The sequence below is a fragment of the Cellulomonas fimi genome (assembly GCF_028583725.1).
Lineage (GTDB): Bacteria > Actinomycetota > Actinomycetes > Actinomycetales > Cellulomonadaceae > Cellulomonas > Cellulomonas fimi_B.
The window spans coordinates 826,640-842,323 of sequence record NZ_CP110680.1 but is presented as its reverse complement, the minus strand read 5'-3'; the positions used below and the strand labels follow the sequence as shown (position 1 = coordinate 842,323).

Sequence of the window (15,684 nt, the reverse complement as noted above, 5' to 3'; positions counted from 1 at the left end):
CGACCATCAGTACGCCCCGTTCCGCATCAGGACCGCCTTCGCGGTGCGAGCGAGGAGGAGGAAGTCGTTGAACAGCGTCCAGTTCTCCACGTACGAGACGTCCATCCGCACGCCTGCCTCGACCGACAGGTCGGAGCGGCCGGAGACCTGCCACAGACCCGTGAGACCGGGCTTGACCCGGAGGCGCCGCTGGGCGGTCCGGTCGTACCTCGCCACCTCCTCAGCGATCTGAGGGCGCGGCCCGACCAGACTCATGTCACCGCGCAAGACGTTGAAGAGCTGCGGCAGCTCGTCCAGGGAGTACCGCCGGAGCACGCGGCCGACAGGCGTGATCCGGGGGTCGTGCCTGGGCTTGTAGAACGGGCCCACCTCGGTCACGCCTTCCGCGGCCAGGACATCGGCGAGGCGGTCGTGGGCATCGGCGACCATCGACCGGAACTTGTACATCCGGAAGTGCCGACCGTCCTTGCCGATCCGCTCCTGCGCGTAGAGGACCGGGCCGCGGCTCGTCGAGGCGACGACCGCGGCGATGACGACGAGCACCGGCGACAGCAGGACGACCAGGAATGCGGCGGCCGTCCAGTCGAACACGGTCTTGGCGACGTACTTCGCCCCGGTGAACTGCGGCTCGTCGACGTACATCAGGGGGAGTCCGGCGACCGGCTGCATGGTGACGCGTGGCCCGGCCACGTCGACGAGCGACAGGGTGAGGGCCAGGTCGACGTGCGACTTCTCGAGGTCCCACCCGAGGCGACGCACCGTGTCGGCGGTGATCGCGTCGGAGCCGGTGACGGCCACGGCGGACGCATGCGTCGTTCCGGCGATCCGGGCGGCGTCCTCCATCGAGCCGAGGACCGGCACACCGGCGACCGTCTCACCGACCGCGACCTCGCCCGACGGGATGCAGACACCGACCACGGTGTAGCCGGCTCGAGGGCTTCCGTGCAGGTCCCTGATCAGGCGGTCGACCTTCTGCCGGTGACCGATGACCACGACACCGAGCTGCATCCGACCGGCGTCGCGTTGACGATGCAACCACTGGCGCCAGCCGTACCGGCCAGCGAGAAGCATCGCGAGCCCCAGCGGCGCCGCGATGGCGAGATACCCCCGCCCGACGTCCATCTTCAACAGGTAGGCGACGATGGCGACGACCGCGAACAGGCGCCACGTCGCGCTGTAGACGCGGGAGTACTCGACCGGTCCGGTGCCGATGATGCGACGGTCGCGCGACCGGGTGGCCGCGAGCGCCGTCAGCCACGCGACCGCGAGCACGCCGGAGACAGCGAGGTAGGACGGCGAGAAGTCGCCCGACACGGCCGCGGTCGAGTCGAACCGGACGACGTAGGCGACGCCGACGGCGACGACGATCGCGACGGCGTCGGTGATGGTGAGGCGCGCGACGTACCAGGGCCACCAGGGCGCGACGCGCTCGACCCCGGCGGCGTCCGCGCCCTGCGGGCCTGTGCGTGCAGAGCGACCGTAGGGCGCAGAGGTGTGCGTCTCGACCACTGGCCCCCTCCGTCTGCGGTCGACGTCGACTAACCGCGACATCGTACCCGGGGCAGCGGTATCGCAATCCGTGGCAGGCGTCGTCACCGAGGCGTTTTGCGGCTCTTTGTCGCATAGTCAGAGCGCATTTTCGCCCGCTCCCGCTGCTGGCCCTCGCATGCACGAGGAGCAGCGCTCGGCGCACGCGCCAGCGCGAGAATCCGACGGCGTGAGACAATGACGCGCCCGCCGGGGGCACGGGACGGAAAGAGACTTTTCGTGGAGCTTCAGGACTACCTGCGCATCGTGCGCAAGCGCTGGGTGTCGATCGTCGCGATCACGGCGCTGTGCACGCTCGGTGCGGTGGCCGCGTCGCTGGCGATGACGCCGGTGTACCAGGCGACGACCCAGCTCTACGTCTCGGTGCAGGGCGGTGCATCGACGTCGGACCTGCTGCAGGGCGCGAACTTCACGCGCCAGCAGGTGACGTCGTACGCGCAGCTCGTCAACAGCCCGAGCGTGCTCGGGCCGGTCATCGACGACATGGGGCTCGACGTGCGGGTCGAGTCGCTCGCTGATCGCGTGCAGGCGGACTCGCCGCTGAACACCTCGCTGATCAACGTGACGGTGACGAACGAGAACCCGGCGGTCGCGGCAGCGACGGCGGACGCGGTCGCGGCGCAGTTCAAGGACGTCATCTCGGAGCTGGAGACCCCGGCTGACGGCGGTCCGTCGGCGGTCAAGGTGTCGGTGGTGCGGGAGGCGGCGGCCCCGACGGAGCCCTCGTCCCCGAACCTCAAGCTCAACGTGGCGCTGGGGCTCCTGGTGGGACTGGCGCTGGGCGTCGGCACCGCGGTGCTGCGCGAGGTGCTGGACACCCGGGTCCGGACGGAGGACGACATCACCCGCGTGACCGACACGTCGGTGATCGGGACCATCCCCTACGACGAGGACGCCCCGAAGCACCCGCTGATCGTCCAGTCCAGCCCGCACAGCCACCGCGCGGAGGCGTTCCGCCGCGTCCGCACGAACCTGCAGTTCCTCGACGTGGCGGACCGGCCGCGGTCGATCGTCATCACGTCCTCGCTGCCCGGCGAGGGCAAGTCGACGACGTCGATCAACGTGGCGATCACGCTGGCCGACGCGGGCACGCGCGTGGTGCTCGTGGACGCGGACCTGCGCCGCCCGGCCGTGGCGCGCTACATGGGCCTGGAGGGCGGCGTCGGCCTCACGACGGCGCTCATCGGCCGCGCGGACGTCACGGACGTCATCCAGCCCTGGGGGAACGGCAACCTGCACGTCCTGCCCGCGGGCCAGGTGCCGCCGAACCCGAGCGAGCTGCTCGGCTCACAGGCGATGGCGCAGCTGCTCGCGACGCTGACGTCGCGCTACGACGTGGTGCTGCTCGATACGGCCCCGCTGCTGCCGGTGACGGACGCCGCGATCCTGGCCAAGCTGACGGGCGGTGCGCTGCTCGTCGCCGGCTCCGACAAGCTGCACCGCAACCAGCTCGCGGAGTCGCTGTCGTCGCTCGAGACGGTGGGCGCGCGCGTGCTGGGCATCGTGCTCAACCGCCAACGCCGCAAGGCCGGCGAGCAGTACACCTACTACGACTACTCGCCGACGCCCGCGGTCGACGGGCGCTCGCGCTCGAGCCGGCGCCGCAAGGGCCGCTCGGCTCCGTCCGCCCCGGCGACCTCCCCCACGCCCGCCGCGACGACGGGCGCCGTCCCGGTGTCGACCAACACCGGGTCGATCTGGCCGGGCGACGCGCTGAGCGAGTCCCGGCTGCGCAGCACCGCGACGCCGCAGCCGCAGCACCAGCGAGGCGGCCCGCGCCCCTGAGCCGCGCGTCGGCGGCCACACCGCTCGCCGACGACACGAAGGCCCCCGCCGGATCCCGGCGGGGGCCTTCGTCGTGCGAGGGGTACGTCAGGCGCGGACCTCGGAGCGGCGGCGCGCGATGACGATCGCGCCCGCACCGACGGCGAGCAGCGCGCCCGCACCCGCGGCGATCGGCAGCGCGTCCGAGCCGGTCGAGCTCAGCGCGGCCGGCGCGGCGGCGGCACCGGCGACGGTGACGGCCTGCGTCGACAGCACCGCGCCGGACGCGGAGTCGGTGACGACGAGCGAGAAGGTGCCGGGCTGGGCGAGCGTGACCGAGAAGACGGCCTTGCCGGCGGCGTCGGTCAGCTTGCTGAACGACTTGGTGCCCGCGATGGTGACGGCGTCGACCGGGACCGACCCGGGCGTCGTGATGGTCAGCGTGACGTTGGTGTTCGCCGGGCCCTTGACGGTGACCTTGAAGGCCTCGCCGGTGGCGGGCGTCGTGTCGGAGACCGTGCCCTTGTCCTGGTAGTTCTCGGCGCCGTAGCCGAAGGCGGCGGACGGTGCGAGGACGAGGGCGGCGGCGGCTGCAGCGACGACGAACGCGCGACGGGTCTTCATGGTGCTCCCCCAGCATGGGACGGACGACATTGGCGCGAAATGCCCTTTGCGGGCGTTTTCCGGCCGATGACCCTGGAAATGGGTCGGCGTCACCGTACCGATTCGCTGGAGCAACCGGAAGGCAGGATCGTCGGCCCGGAGCCGCTGGCCAAGGGCGTGGAACGCACCACGACGTCCCCCGTGGAGGACTTTCCGGTGACGATCTCGAGATCGAGCGTGGCGGTTTGCCCGGGTGCGAGCGTGAATGTCCGCCCCACCACCCCCAGCCCGTCGTGGACCTGTGCGAGAACGCCGGTCTCGGTGGAGTTCACCCGCACCGACTCGATGAATCCCCCGGACGGCCCATACACGAGCACGTTGGTCTGCACCTGACCGGCCGGGAGGAGTCCGCCGACGAGGTACTCGGGGAGGCGGGCGGCGTCGGGGGGCGCGGTCGACGTCAGCGTCACGTCGAGGTCGACGACCTGCGACCCGTCCGGCCGGCACTCGCGGGCCTGCCCGGTGACGTCCAGGTCGAGGTAGTAGCCCATCTTCGCCTGCGTGCCGTCGTTGAGGTAGACGCCGACGACGGCCTCGTCGTCGCCGGCGCTACCCGTGAGCGCCCCGGCGAGGACCGTCGGCGCGAGCAGCGCCTGCTCGTCGTCGTGCGCGGACCAGACCATGAGCCGCCCCTCGCGCGCCGCCTGGGCGAGCGCATCGACGACCCCGCCGGCGTCGCCCTGCCCGCTCGCCACGGCACCGAACACCGTCGCGGCGGTCGACGCGAAGTATGCATCCTGCGCCTCGGGGTCCGCGACGCGCAGGTAGACGCCGTTGAGCAGCTCGGCCACCGCGTTGTCCCGCGTGAGCTCCCCGCCGCCGTCGAGCGCCACGGGCCCGGTCGCCTCGAGGACGTGCGCGAGGGCGCCCGGGTCGACCGAGAGCACACCGTCGACCTCGCCACCGACCTCCTGCTGCCAGATCGCACGGGCGAGCGCCGCAGAGCGGGGGAAGTCAGGGGTGAAGGTGACGTCGCGCATGTCGGTGCCGACCAGCGGGCTGAAGAGTGCGACCTCGGTCTCCGTGAGCGGCAGGGCAGGCTCCGCCAGTCCGGTCAGGGATCCGCCGCTGCGCTGGTCGGCGACCTCGATCCGGCCGTCCTCGACCCGCAGTACCAGGACGGTGCCAGGAATCCCGCCGGTCGCGCGCGGCTCGGCGTTGTTCTGGACGAGCACGAGGTACGTGCGTGGCTCTGCGGAACCGAGCATCGAGGGCAGCAGCGTCGCGGCACGGGCGGCGGTCGCCGTGGTCGCGGCGACCGCGTCCACCTGGCGGTGCAGCTCCTCGACGGGGTCGGCGAGCTCGCCGACGAGACGCGACGTGTCGAGGCCGTCGAGCTGCGCGACGGCCGCCTGCACGGCGGTGTCGGCGCCGACGACCTGCGGCGCGGCCGCGCGCAGCGGATCGAGGTCGACGCGCCCGTCGACGGGGGCGAGCGCGGCGGGGTCGACGAGCGCGACGGCGTCGACGAGCGGCGGCAGGCCGTGCTGCGCGAGGTTGTCGACGACGTCGGCGACGACCTGCACGGCACCGGTCTGGTCGCCGACCCACGGCAGCGCACCGGCGAGCGACCACACGGGACCGCGGGTGCGGGTGCGGGCCGTGGCGGCGTCCTCCTGGAGGCGGGCGACGGTCGCGCGGGCGGACTCGACGTCCCCCGCGGTGGCCTGCTCCTGCAGCGTGACGACCTCTTCCCGCGCGGCGAGCAGCGCGGAACGTGCGGCGAGGACGTCGGCGACGAGCCAGCCGACGCCCACGAGACCGAGGAGCACGAGCGCACCGACGGCGCCCAGGACGGCGCGCCGGTCGAGCACGACGCGGCGCCGCCAGCGGGGCTCGACGGGCGGCGTCTGCTCCGGCACGACCTGCGCGGACCAGGCGTCGCCCCAGTCCGGATGTGTCACGCAGGTCCTTCCGCTCGGCTTGGGTCACCGTCCCGCCGCGCGGACCCGGGCCCGGCGGCGCGCTCGATGGTAACCGCGCGCGCTGTGCACGGGCCGGACCCGCGGCGACGCGCGACCCGTCCGCACGCCGCGTTCCCGGCCGGCCGTGGCGGCGACCGCGGGGCGCGCCGGTGTCAGCGGGTGGCGCTGCGGTGCCGGGCGAGCAGCAGCGCACCCGCGCCGACCACGAGCAGCGTGACGCCGCCGAGCACGTACGGCAGCGCGTCGGCGCCGGTCGAGCTCAGCGTCCCGCCCGTCCCGGTCGACGTCACGGCGAGCACCTCGGTCGCGATGACCGCGCCGGTCGCGGCGTTCGTGGCGGTGAGGGTGTACGTGCCGGCCTGCGCGAGCGTGACGGTGAAGGTCACGGACCCGGCGGCGTCGGTCGTCTTGGTGAGCGACTTCGTGCCCGCGATCGTGATCGCGCTGTCCGGGATCGACGGCGGGGCCGTGATCGTGAGGTTCACGGGCGTGCTCGGCGTGTACTGCACGACGAACGTGAACGACTGCCCGGGCGCGGGTGTCGGGTCGGAGACCGTCGCGACGACGCTCGGCGCACGGTAGCCGTCGTCGGTGGTCGCGGCGCCGGCTGCGCTCCCGGCTGTCAGGAGCAGTCCGCCTGCGACGAGCACGGCGGCGATCTGGCGTCGAACGTTCATGAGTGTCCCCCTCGGCTTCCCCCGGGCCGTCGGCGCCGCGCACGGACACGGCACCCGCGTCCGACGGTACAACTGCCCCGGGCATCTGGAAACCCGGGGGTCGACCGTCGTCACGGCTACCGTGACCGGGTGACGTCCTCTCCCGCCGCCCGCCGACGCGCCGTCGTCGCGGTGCTCGTCGTGTACCTGGCGGGTGTCGCGCGCCTGACGCTGTGGCCCGAGCCGGCCCCCGACGCGACGTTCGGCCTGGTGAGGGCCGTCCTCGCGTGGATGCAGGACCGGGGGCTGCCGGTGACGTACGCGGGGACCGAGGCCGTCGCGAACGTCGTGCTGTTCGTGCCGTTCGGGCTGCTGGTCGGGTGGCTCCTGCGCCGCTCGTGGTGGGCCGTCGGGCTGGCCGCGGCGACGTCGACCGCGATCGAGCTCGTGCAGCGCACCATGCCGTCGCGGGTCCCTACCGTGCAGGACGTCGTCCTCAACACCCTGGGCGCGGCCGTCGGCGTGGCCGCGCTGCTCCTCGCCCGGCGCCGCGCCCGGACGCGGGCGGGCCGGGCCCTCCCGGAGGAGGACCCGGCCCGCGCCTGCGGTTGAGCGGGGCTCAGACGCCGAGGACGTCCTTGATGGGGCCGAGCAGGAAGTAGACGACGAACAGCACCGCGGCGCCCCACATGAGGGGGTGCACGGCCTTCGCCTTGCCGAGCGCGACCTTGATGACGACGAACGAGATGACGCCCGCGCCCATGCCGACGGTGATCGAGTAGGCGAACGGCATGAGGACGATCGTGAGGAACGCCGGGATGGCGACCTCCCAGTTCTTCCAGTCGATGCCCGTGATCTGCATGACCATGAGGAACCCGACGACGACGAGCGCCGGGGTGGCGGCCTCGAACGGGATGACGTCGACGAGCGGCGCGAGGAACGTCGCGAGCAGGAAGGCGACACCGGTCGTGATCGCGGCGAGGCCCGTGCGGGCACCGTCGCCGACACCCGCGGCGGACTCGATGTACGACGTGTTCGACGAGACCGAGCCGGCGCCGCCGGCGGCCGCGGCGATCGAGTCGACGACGAGGATCTGCTTGGTGCGCGGCGGGTTGCCGTCCTTGTCGAGCAGACCGGCCTCGCCGCCGATGGCGACCATCGTGCCCATCGTGTCGAAGAAGTCGGCGAGCAGGAGCGAGAAGACGAGCAGGACGACCGCGACGATCCCGATGCGCTCGACCGAGCCGAACAGCGAGAACTGGCCGAGCAGCGAGAAGTCGGGGGTCGCGACGACCTGGTCGGGGATCGCGGGCGTGTTGAGCTTCCAGCCGCCGGGGTTGCTGCCGTCGGGCGTCGACGGGCCGACCTTGGTGACCGCCTCGACGATGATCGACAGGACCGTCGCGGTCGCGATGGCGATGAGGATCGCGCCCTTGACCTTGCGGACCATGAGCACGATCGCGGTGATGAGACCGACCGAGAAGACGAGCAGCGGCCACGAGCCGAGCGAGCCGGCGATGCCGAGCTCGACGGGCGTCGCGAGGCTCGACGGGATCCGCACGAAGCCGGAGTCGACGAGGCCGATGAACGCGATGAACAGGCCGATGCCGACGGAGATCGCGGTCTTGAGCTCGACGGGCACGGCCTTGAACACGGCCTCGCGGAACCCGGTGAGCACGAGCACGAGGATGATGAGGCCCTCGAGCACGACGATGCCCATCGCGTCCGGCCACGTCATGCCCGGCAGGAACGCGATCGAGTAGGTGACGACGGCGTTGAGGCCGAGCCCGGCGGCGAGCGCGAGCGGGAAGTTCGCGACCGCGCCCATGAGGATCGACATGACGCCGGCGACCAGGGCGGTGGTCGCCGCGACGGCCGCGAGGTTCGGGGCGTCGCCGCCGCCGAGGAACGCGCCGTTGCCGCCGTCCGACGCGACGGTGCCGATGATGAGCGGGTTGAGCACGATGATGTAGCTCATCGTGAAGAAGGTGACGAGACCGCCGCGGATCTCCGTGCCGATCGTCGAGCCGCGCTCGGTGATCTTGAAGTAGCGGTCGACCGCGTTGCGGGGTGGCGCGGGAGTCTCGTCCTGCGCGACGGGGGCGGAGGGGGAAGCCATGCGCAGATCGTAGGAGAACGATCGCGTCCGCATGGTGGTTCCCACCGTCCGCAACATGAACGTCACATGGTGACGTGGACGACGCCCGCCCGGCGGTACCGGGCGGTGCAGCCCCGCCGGGCATCATGGACGCCGTGACCGTCGACCCCGCCGCGCCCGTGCGCGTCCTCACCGTGTGCACCGGCAACATCTGCCGCTCCCCCGCCGTCGAGCGGCTGCTGGCCGCGGGCGCGGGCGGCGCGTTCCGGGGCGACGCGGCGGCGGGCGGGCTCGAGGTCGGGTCCGCGGGCACGCGCGCGGTCGTCGGGTCGGGCATGAGCCCGCAGATGGCGGCGCTCGTCGCGGGCCGCGGGCTGGTCGCCGACCGGTTCGTCGCGCGGCAGCTCGACGCGGCCGCCGTCCGGGAGGCGGACGTCGTGCTCGCGCTCACGCGCAGCCACCGCTCCGCGGTCGTCGAGCTCGTGCCCGCCGCGGTGCGCCGCACCTTCACGCTGCGCGAGCTCGCCCGGCTCGCGCCGCTCGTCGACCCCGCCGAGCTCGCGGCCGCCGGCGGGACGCCCGCCGAGCGCCTGCGCGCGCTCGTCACGCTCGCCGCCGCGCAGCGCGGGCGGGTGCACGCCACGCCCGAGGACGACGACGTCGTCGACCCGATCGGCCAGTCCGACGCGGTCTACGTGCGCGTGTTCGACCAGATGGCGCAGGCCGTCGAGGCGATCGTCGGCACGCTGCGACGGTCGTAGGCTTCGCCCGTGCCGTCCCTCCTGGAGAAGCTGCTGCGCCCCGAGCGCACGCCGCCGCCCGCCGTGCAGGTGGACCTCGCCCACGTGGTGCTCGTCGGCACGGGCCTGTGGGCGGTCGCGCTCGTCGTGTGCGCCGTGCTCGGCTGGACCGGGGCCGTCGACTGGGCGCCGACCGTCGTGTGCGCGACGGGCGTCGTCATCGGGCTGGGTGCGCTCGTGTGGGCCCGCACGCGGCGACCGCGGACGGGCCCGGACGCCGGGCGCTGACCGGCGTCAGACGACGACGAGCGAGAACCCCCCGCGGCCGTACCCCGCCACGTCGACCTCGAGGTCGCACCGCCGCGCGAACGCCGGCACGTGCCGTGCGACGTCCGCGGGCAGCGGGTGCCCCGGCTCGTAGACGACGTCGAGCCGCACGTGCGGCGCCCCCTCCGCGTTGAGCAGCGAGCCCAGCACGTTGAGGATCTCGCTCGCGTTCTCGAGCAGGCCCGCGGGCAGCCCGCCGTGGTTCACGGCCTGCTGCGCCATCTTCACGGGGACCAGCCCGAGCGCGCCGCCGAGGTAGGCGGCGGCGGCCACGTCGAGCAGGACGAGCGCGGCGATCTGCTGCGTGTCGTCGAGGTACACGCCCACGAGGCAGCCGTCGCCCTTGGCGGGGTCCTGGCCCTTGGCGCCCGTGAGCACGTCGACCTCGCGGCCGACGAGGTTCTCGAGCAGGTCGCGCACCTCGACGGCACCGGCCAGCGGCGTCAGCGCGCTCATGCGAGCACCGGCTCGATGACCTCGCGGAACGACTCCGCGGTGAACGGCTTCGCGATGAGGAACAGCGCGCCGGCGGCGTCCGCGGTCGCCCGCATCTCGGGCGAGCCCTCGGACGTCACGAACCCGAACGGCGTCTCGAACCCCTCGGCGCGCAGCGCCTCCAGCAGCTCGATGCCCGACACGTTGGGCATGTTCCAGTCCGACAGGACGACGTCGGGCTCGTCGGCGCGGACGGCCGCGAGGGCTTCCGCACCGTCGGACGCCTCGCGCACGTCCCAGTCGTAGCCCGCCTGCCGGAGCGTGCGGATCACGATCTGGCGCATGACGCGGCTGTCGTCGACGACGAGGACGCGGATCATGGACGGTTCCTTCCTTCGGTGCCGTGGCGGGGGGCGTCCGTCACGGCGGCGGTTCGGGGGACGACGAGGACGGCACTCATTGTCCGCCCCCCGTCAGCAGGACCCACAGCTCGACCACGATCGCGCGGCCGCGCCACGACAGCGCGAGCTCCTGGACCCGCAGCGCGCCCTCGAGCAGCGGCACCGTGTCCGCGACCGCGGGCAGGCCGAGCTTGGCGGCGTCCGGCATGAGCGCCTTGATGTTGCCGCCGACCACGTTCGCGAGCTCGCCGAACGCGTCGACGAGGTCGTCGTGCGAGACCTCCTCGTCGGCGGGCAGCCCGAGCAGCGCCCGGGCCAGGTCGTGCGCCGTCGACGTGGCCGTGGTGAGCACCGCCCGGCCGCTCAGCTCGCCGAACAGGTCGACCCACGCGTGCACGGGCTCCTCGACGGCGGGCGTCCCGCCCTCCCAGGCGTTCAGGTGCCCGTCCTCGCCGTCGATCATCGACGCGAACACGTCACGGGCGATGAGCAGGACCTGGTCGGTCGCGACGTCGGTGCTCATGCGGTCTCCTCCACGGGGACGAGGCCGAGCAGGTCGAGCTTCGCCCGCAGCTCCTCGGCGGTGAACGGCTTGATCAGGTACTCGTGCGCGCCTGCCGCGAGCGCACGCACGATCTGGGACTGCTCGGCCTCGGTCGTGACCATCATGAGCGTCACGCCGCGCCACTCGCGGTTCTTGCGGACGTGCGTGACGAGCTCGAGCCCGTCCATCACGGGCATGTTCCAGTCGACGGTGACGAGGTCCACGGCCCCCTCCTGCTGGAGGGCGTCGAGGGCCTCCTGGCCGTCGGCGGCCTGGGTCGTCGAGAACCCGAGCCCTTCCAGGACGTTCGCGACGATGCGGCGCATCGTCCGCGAGTCGTCGACCACGAGTGCTCTCATCGGCTCTCTCCTCGGACGCTGTCGGACAGCTGGACGGCGGCGGCGCGCGCGGACGGCACGACACCGAGGGGGGCAAGGGCGGGGAACGGCCGGACGGTCGGGGCGAGGAGGCTGGGCACGGCGGCGGCGCGGTACACGGCTCCGCGCTCGACGGGCACCCGCTCCCAGCCGTCGTCGAGACCGATCGTCGTCTCCGCGGCGCCGAGGACGAGGAACCCGCCGGGGCGCATGGCCGCGAGCACGCGGTCGAGGACGGCCTGCTTGACCGGCAGGTCGAAGTAGATGAGCACGTTGCGCAGGAACACCACGTCGAAGCCCCCGCCGAACGGCGGCGCGTCGAGGAGGTTGTGCCGCAGGAACGTGACCTGCCGGCGCAGGGAGTCGCGCACGCGCCAGCCGGTGCCGTCGGCCTCGAAGTGGCGGACGAGCATCTGCGCGGGCAGCCCGCGGTTCGTCTCGAGCCGCGAGTAGAGGCCCTGCGACGCGCGGTCGAGCACGGTCGCGTTGATGTCGGTCGCGACGATCTCGACGGCCGTGTCGGGTGCGGCGTCGGCGAGCGTCATCGCGATCGAGTACGGCTCCTGCCCGGTCGAGCAGGCCGCCGACCAGACCCGCAGGCGGGGCAGCGTGCCGTCCGGGCCACGCAGCGCGGGCACGACGTGCTCGGCGAGCGCGTGGAACGGTGCGCCGTCGCGGAAGAACGACGTCTCGTTGGTGGTGAGCGCGTCGACGACGGCACGCACGTCGGCCTCGCGCTCGACTCCGCGCAGCTCGCGCACGAACGTGTCGACCCGCGTGTGCCCGGCCTGCTGCGCGAGCGGCTGGAGCCGGGACTCCACGAGGTACTCCTTGCCCGCGTCGAGGTTGATGCCGGCGCGTCGTGCCACCAGCTCCGCGACGTAGGCGAAGGCGTCGGGGGCGAGGCTCATCGGTGCGCTCCGGTGGGTTCGGCGGTGGCGTGGCTGAGGACGTCCTCCACGGCCGCGGGGATCTGGTCGACGGGCAGCACGCGGTGCGCGAGCCCGGCGGTGGCGACGGCTCCGGGCATGCCCCAGACGACGCTCGACGGCTGGTCCTGCACGAGGACGGTCCCGCCCGCGCCGACGACGTCGACGCAGCCCTGCCGGCCGTCGACGCCCATGCCGGTGAGGACCACGCCGAGCAGCTCGCCGCGCACGGCGCGCACGGCGGAGCGGAACAGGACGTCGGCCGCGGGCCGGCAGAAGTTGATGGGCGGCGAGTCGTCGAGCGCGGTGCGCAGCATGCCGGTCCGGGTGTCGACGCCGAGGTGCCGGTCGCCGGGGGCGATGTAGACGGTCCCGGGCAGCAGCGGCTCGTCGTCGCCCGCCTCGACGACCGCGGCGGGACCGACCCGGTCGAGCCGCGCGGCGAGCTGACGCGTGAAGACGGGCGGCATGTGCTGCACGACGAGGACGGGCACGGGCGGCGGCGCGGTGAGGCCGCGCAGGACGCGGGTGAGCGCCTCGGGGCCGCCCGTGGACGACGCGACGACGACGAGCTGCACGGGGTGCGCCGCGGGCATCGGCCGCGTGACGGGCTCGGCGCCGGGCGCGAGCACGTCGACCGGCGGGGCGGCGTGCGCGGCGTGTGCGGGCGCCGCGGGCTGCCGCACGTCGACGACGTCCTCGGTGCGCGGGACGAGCGCGAGGATGCGCGGGATCAGGTCGTGCGCGACCCGGGCGAGCGCCTCGTGCACCGACGCGGTGCCGCTGGGCTTCGTGACGTAGTCGGTCGCGCCGGCCGCGAGCGCGTCGAGCGTCGCCGTCGCGCCGCGCTCGGTGAGCGTCGAGAACATGACGATCGGCATCCGGTAGCCCTGTGCGCGCAGCTCCGCGACCGTCTCGATGCCGCCCATCTCCGGCATCTCGACGTCCATCGTCACGAGGTCGGGCTGGAGCTGCGCGACCTTCGTGAGCGCGAGCCGGCCGTTCGCGGCGATCCCGACGACCTCGATGCGCCGGTCCTGCCCGAGCACGTCGCTGACGATGCGCCGCACGACGACCGAGTCGTCGACGACGAGCACCCGGATCCGGCTCACGCGACGCCGCCGAGCTGCGCCTCGACGCTCGTCGCGACGTCGGCCTCGTACGGGACGACGACCACACCGCGCAGCCGGGCCTGCTGGAGCACGTCGTCGAGGGTGCCCTCGGCGACCGCGACCGCGACGACCGCGTCGGCACCGCCGTCGACGAGCAGGTGCACCTGCGCGACCTGGGTCGCCGAGTCGGGCGCGTAGTGCACGCGCACGCCGTACCCGAGCTGGGCGAGGCGCTGCACGAGCACGTCGCCCTCCTCGGCCCAGCCGGTCGCCGGCAGCGTCACGCCGACGAGCCGTGTGGCCTGCCACCGGGCGAGCGCGTCGCCGCTGACCTCGCCGTCCCCGGTCTGGTGGGCGAACGCGGCCGCCACGGCGAGCGCCATGACCGACGCCGCCCAAGCCTTCCGTCGCGACATCCCTGTCTCCTTCGTGCCGGCGGGCCTTCCGTGGCCCGGCGGTGGTGCACCTTCGGTCAGAAGGTGAACATCGACACCCGCTCGCGCAGGTCGGCGGACATGCGGGCCAGCTCGGTGACGGAGTCGCCCATCTGGGTGAGCACCTGCGAGCTGGTGGCGGCGGACGTGGCGACCCCGGTGATGTTCGCGGCGATCTCGCCGGAACCGGTGGCGGCCTCGGCCACGCCGCGGGACATCTCGTTGGTCGTCGCGGTCTGCTCCTCGACGGCCGACGCGATGGTCAGCTGGTAGTCGTTGATCGACGCGATGATCGTGCCGATCTCGCCGATCGCGGCGACGGCACCCGTGGTGTCGGCCTGGATCGCCTCGACGCGGCGCGCGATGTCCTCGGTCGCCTTGGCGGTCTCCGACGCGAGCTCCTTGACCTCGCCCGCGACGACCGCGAAGCCCTTGCCGGCCTCGCCGGCCCGCGCGGCCTCGATGGTCGCGTTGAGCGCGAGCAGGTTCGTCTGCTCCGCGATCGACGTGATGAGCTTGACGACCTTGCCGATCTCCTGGCTCGACGAGCCGAGGCGCGACACGGAGTCGTTCGCGCTCGCCGCGGCGCCCGTGGCCGCCTGCGCGACCTTCGTGGCCTCGGTCGCGTTCTGCGCGATCTCGCGGATCGACGCGCCCATCTGCTCGGCGCCCGCCGCGACGGCCTGCACGTTGCGCGACACCTGCGCGGCCGCGGCCGCGACGACGCCCGCCTGCGCGCTCGTCTCGTCCGAGCCGGACGCGACCTGGCTCGAGGACGCGGAGAGCTGCTCGGCCGCGACGGCGACCTCGTCGGCCGTGTGCTTGACCTCGGTCAGCGTCTCGCGGACCCCGGCCTGGGCGCGGGTGAGGGCCTCGCGCATCTGCCCCATCTCGTCGCGCGACGTGCCCGGGACGGTCCGCGTGAAGTCGCCGACGGCCATGCCGTTGAGCGCGCGGCACATGTCCCACACGCTCTTGCGGATGCCGGACGCCGTCTTGAAGCCGAGGAACATCGAGATCGCCAGACCGGCGAACAGGCTGATCCCGAGGATGTAGCCCGCCATGTCGACGCGGTCCTGCGCGGCGTCGGTCGTCGCGGTGACCTGCGCGGCCATCGCCTTCTCGACCTCGTCGAACTTCAGCACGAAGTCGTCGATGGCCGGCTGGCTCACGGTGTCGGAGATCGAGGAGTACGCGTCGGCGTCGTCGGCCAGCGCGGCGGGCACGACCTTCTCGTCCCGCAGCACGACCCACGTCTGGTACGAGTCGACGAACGCGGGCCAGGCCGCGTTGCCCACCGCGCCGCTCGACGTCCCGAACGCCTCGATCGCCTCGGCCATGTCCATGTCGTTGCGCCGCTGCAGCTCGACCCAGCCCTTGCGGATGACGGGGTTCTTGACGGCCGCGATCTGGGCGACGATGAGCCGAGCGTTGTGCTGGCCGTCGTCGACCGAGCGGGACAGCGCGGCCACCTCGGTGGCGACGACGTCGACGTCCCGCAGGTCCTGGGCGGCACGCTGGAGGGCGACGTAGGCGAACGCGCCCGAGCCGAGGGCGACGAACGCCACGAGGCCGAGCAGCAGCATCATCTTCGTCTGGATGCCCAGGTTGCCCAGGCTCATGCGCCGACGCGGGGCGCCGTCGCGGGAGGTCTTGCTCATCACTGCTCCTTGTCAGGGGCTTCGTCGCCGTCGTCCGTCAAGATCGGCCACGGCAGCGGTGCTGTGAGGG

The 15,684-nt window shown here is 73.2% G+C and carries 17 protein-coding genes; 4 read left to right on the top strand and 13 right to left on the bottom strand.

Features of this window, described 5'->3' with window-relative positions; all coding sequences use genetic code 11:
- Nucleotides 1-6: 6 nt before the first annotated feature.
- Entirely contained in the window at nt 7-1,509 is a 1,503-nt protein-coding gene (locus tag OOT42_RS03820; RefSeq protein ID WP_273653627.1) for a sugar transferase, read from the bottom strand.
- A gap of 258 nt (nt 1,510-1,767) precedes the next feature.
- Here OOT42_RS03820 and OOT42_RS03815 point away from each other — a divergent pair, with 258 nt between their 5' ends.
- A complete protein-coding gene (locus tag OOT42_RS03815) occupies nt 1,768-3,333 on the top strand; it encodes a polysaccharide biosynthesis tyrosine autokinase (protein WP_273653626.1) in 1,566 nt (521 codons plus the stop codon).
- Between the two features lie 87 nt (nt 3,334-3,420).
- Here OOT42_RS03815 and OOT42_RS03810 read toward each other — a convergent pair whose 3' ends face one another.
- From OOT42_RS03810 to OOT42_RS03800, 3 genes are all read right to left on the bottom strand, one after another.
- Complete coding sequence (locus OOT42_RS03810; RefSeq protein ID WP_273653625.1) at nt 3,421-3,936, bottom strand: peptidase; 516 nt, start codon at nt 3,934-3,936, stop codon at nt 3,421-3,423.
- Nucleotides 3,937-4,025: 89 nt separating this feature from the next.
- Nucleotides 4,026-5,879 (bottom strand): DUF4012 domain-containing protein, encoded by a 1,854-nt coding sequence (locus OOT42_RS03805; RefSeq protein ID WP_273653624.1) that lies wholly within the window; start codon nt 5,877-5,879, stop codon nt 4,026-4,028.
- Nucleotides 5,880-6,052: 173 nt separating this feature from the next.
- Nucleotides 6,053-6,577 carry a peptidase gene (locus OOT42_RS03800; RefSeq protein ID WP_273653623.1) on the bottom strand — a complete coding sequence of 175 codons (525 nt, stop codon included), beginning with the start codon at nt 6,575-6,577 and terminating at the stop codon, nt 6,053-6,055.
- Between the two features lie 129 nt (nt 6,578-6,706).
- On the opposite strand from OOT42_RS03800, the gene OOT42_RS03795 reads away from it, so the two are divergent.
- A complete protein-coding gene (locus OOT42_RS03795; RefSeq protein ID WP_273653622.1) occupies nt 6,707-7,168 on the top strand; it encodes a VanZ family protein in 462 nt (153 codons plus the stop codon).
- 7 nt (nt 7,169-7,175) lie between these two features.
- Here OOT42_RS03795 and OOT42_RS03790 read toward each other — a convergent pair whose 3' ends face one another.
- Nucleotides 7,176-8,675 (bottom strand): NCS2 family permease, encoded by a 1,500-nt coding sequence (locus tag OOT42_RS03790; protein WP_273653621.1) that lies wholly within the window; start codon nt 8,673-8,675, stop codon nt 7,176-7,178.
- Between the two features lie 134 nt (nt 8,676-8,809).
- Here OOT42_RS03790 and OOT42_RS03785 point away from each other — a divergent pair, with 134 nt between their 5' ends.
- Both OOT42_RS03785 and OOT42_RS03780 read left to right on the top strand, forming a co-directional pair.
- Nucleotides 8,810-9,415: a low molecular weight phosphatase family protein gene (locus tag OOT42_RS03785; protein WP_273653620.1), complete on the top strand. Its 606-nt coding sequence runs from the start codon at nt 8,810-8,812 to the stop codon at nt 9,413-9,415.
- A gap of 9 nt (nt 9,416-9,424) precedes the next feature.
- On the top strand, nt 9,425-9,682 hold the full coding sequence (locus OOT42_RS03780) for a DUF2530 domain-containing protein (protein WP_273653619.1): 258 nt from the start codon (nt 9,425-9,427) through the stop codon (nt 9,680-9,682).
- Between the two features lie 6 nt (nt 9,683-9,688).
- On the opposite strand, the gene OOT42_RS03775 is transcribed toward OOT42_RS03780, so the two are convergent.
- The 8 genes from OOT42_RS03775 to OOT42_RS03740 form a co-directional block, all read right to left on the bottom strand.
- Complete coding sequence (locus OOT42_RS03775; RefSeq protein WP_273653618.1) at nt 9,689-10,177, bottom strand: hypothetical protein; 489 nt, start codon at nt 10,175-10,177, stop codon at nt 9,689-9,691.
- Entirely contained in the window at nt 10,174-10,536 is a 363-nt protein-coding gene (locus OOT42_RS03770) for a response regulator (protein ID WP_124342396.1), read from the bottom strand. The genes OOT42_RS03775 and OOT42_RS03770 overlap by 4 nt, the downstream gene beginning before the upstream one ends.
- A gap of 76 nt (nt 10,537-10,612) precedes the next feature.
- Nucleotides 10,613-11,080, bottom strand: coding sequence for a chemotaxis protein CheX (locus OOT42_RS03765; protein ID WP_273653617.1), 468 nt, complete (start codon nt 11,078-11,080; stop codon nt 10,613-10,615).
- Nucleotides 11,077-11,460: a response regulator gene (locus OOT42_RS03760; RefSeq protein WP_124342398.1), complete on the bottom strand. Its 384-nt coding sequence runs from the start codon at nt 11,458-11,460 to the stop codon at nt 11,077-11,079. The genes OOT42_RS03765 and OOT42_RS03760 overlap by 4 nt, the downstream gene beginning before the upstream one ends.
- On the bottom strand, nt 11,457-12,389 hold the full coding sequence (locus OOT42_RS03755) for a CheR family methyltransferase (RefSeq protein WP_273653616.1): 933 nt from the start codon (nt 12,387-12,389) through the stop codon (nt 11,457-11,459). The genes OOT42_RS03760 and OOT42_RS03755 overlap by 4 nt, the downstream gene beginning before the upstream one ends.
- Nucleotides 12,386-13,519: a chemotaxis-specific protein-glutamate methyltransferase CheB gene (gene cheB, locus OOT42_RS03750; RefSeq protein ID WP_273653615.1), complete on the bottom strand. Its 1,134-nt coding sequence runs from the start codon at nt 13,517-13,519 to the stop codon at nt 12,386-12,388. Before cheB ends, OOT42_RS03755 begins: the two co-directional genes overlap by 4 nt.
- On the bottom strand, nt 13,516-13,935 hold the full coding sequence (locus OOT42_RS03745) for a hypothetical protein (protein ID WP_273653614.1): 420 nt from the start codon (nt 13,933-13,935) through the stop codon (nt 13,516-13,518). The genes cheB and OOT42_RS03745 overlap by 4 nt, the downstream gene beginning before the upstream one ends.
- Nucleotides 13,936-13,991: 56 nt before the next feature.
- A complete protein-coding gene (locus OOT42_RS03740) occupies nt 13,992-15,614 on the bottom strand; it encodes a methyl-accepting chemotaxis protein (RefSeq protein WP_273653613.1) in 1,623 nt (540 codons plus the stop codon).
- Nucleotides 15,615-15,684 lie beyond the last annotated feature (70 nt).

Excerpts from the sequence above, each read along its gene's own strand:
- OOT42_RS03810 (WP_273653625.1), bottom strand. The coding sequence starts at position 3,936 with ATGAAGACCCGTCGCGCGTTCGTCGTCGCTGCAGCCGCCGCCGCCCTC.
- OOT42_RS03800 (WP_273653623.1), bottom strand. The coding sequence starts at position 6,577 with ATGAACGTTCGACGCCAGATCGCCGCCGTGCTCGTCGCAGGCGGACTG.
- OOT42_RS03790 (WP_273653621.1), bottom strand. The coding sequence starts at position 8,675 with ATGGCTTCCCCCTCCGCCCCCGTCGCGCAGGACGAGACTCCCGCGCCA.
- OOT42_RS03775 (WP_273653618.1), bottom strand. The coding sequence starts at position 10,177 with ATGAGCGCGCTGACGCCGCTGGCCGGTGCCGTCGAGGTGCGCGACCTG.
- OOT42_RS03770 (WP_124342396.1), bottom strand. The coding sequence starts at position 10,536 with ATGATCCGCGTCCTCGTCGTCGACGACAGCCGCGTCATGCGCCAGATC.
- OOT42_RS03765 (WP_273653617.1), bottom strand. The coding sequence starts at position 11,080 with ATGAGCACCGACGTCGCGACCGACCAGGTCCTGCTCATCGCCCGTGAC.
- OOT42_RS03760 (WP_124342398.1), bottom strand. The coding sequence starts at position 11,460 with ATGAGAGCACTCGTGGTCGACGACTCGCGGACGATGCGCCGCATCGTC.
- OOT42_RS03755 (WP_273653616.1), bottom strand. The coding sequence starts at position 12,389 with ATGAGCCTCGCCCCCGACGCCTTCGCCTACGTCGCGGAGCTGGTGGCA.
- OOT42_RS03745 (WP_273653614.1), bottom strand. The coding sequence starts at position 13,935 with ATGTCGCGACGGAAGGCTTGGGCGGCGTCGGTCATGGCGCTCGCCGTG.
- OOT42_RS03740 (WP_273653613.1), bottom strand. The coding sequence starts at position 15,614 with ATGAGCAAGACCTCCCGCGACGGCGCCCCGCGTCGGCGCATGAGCCTG.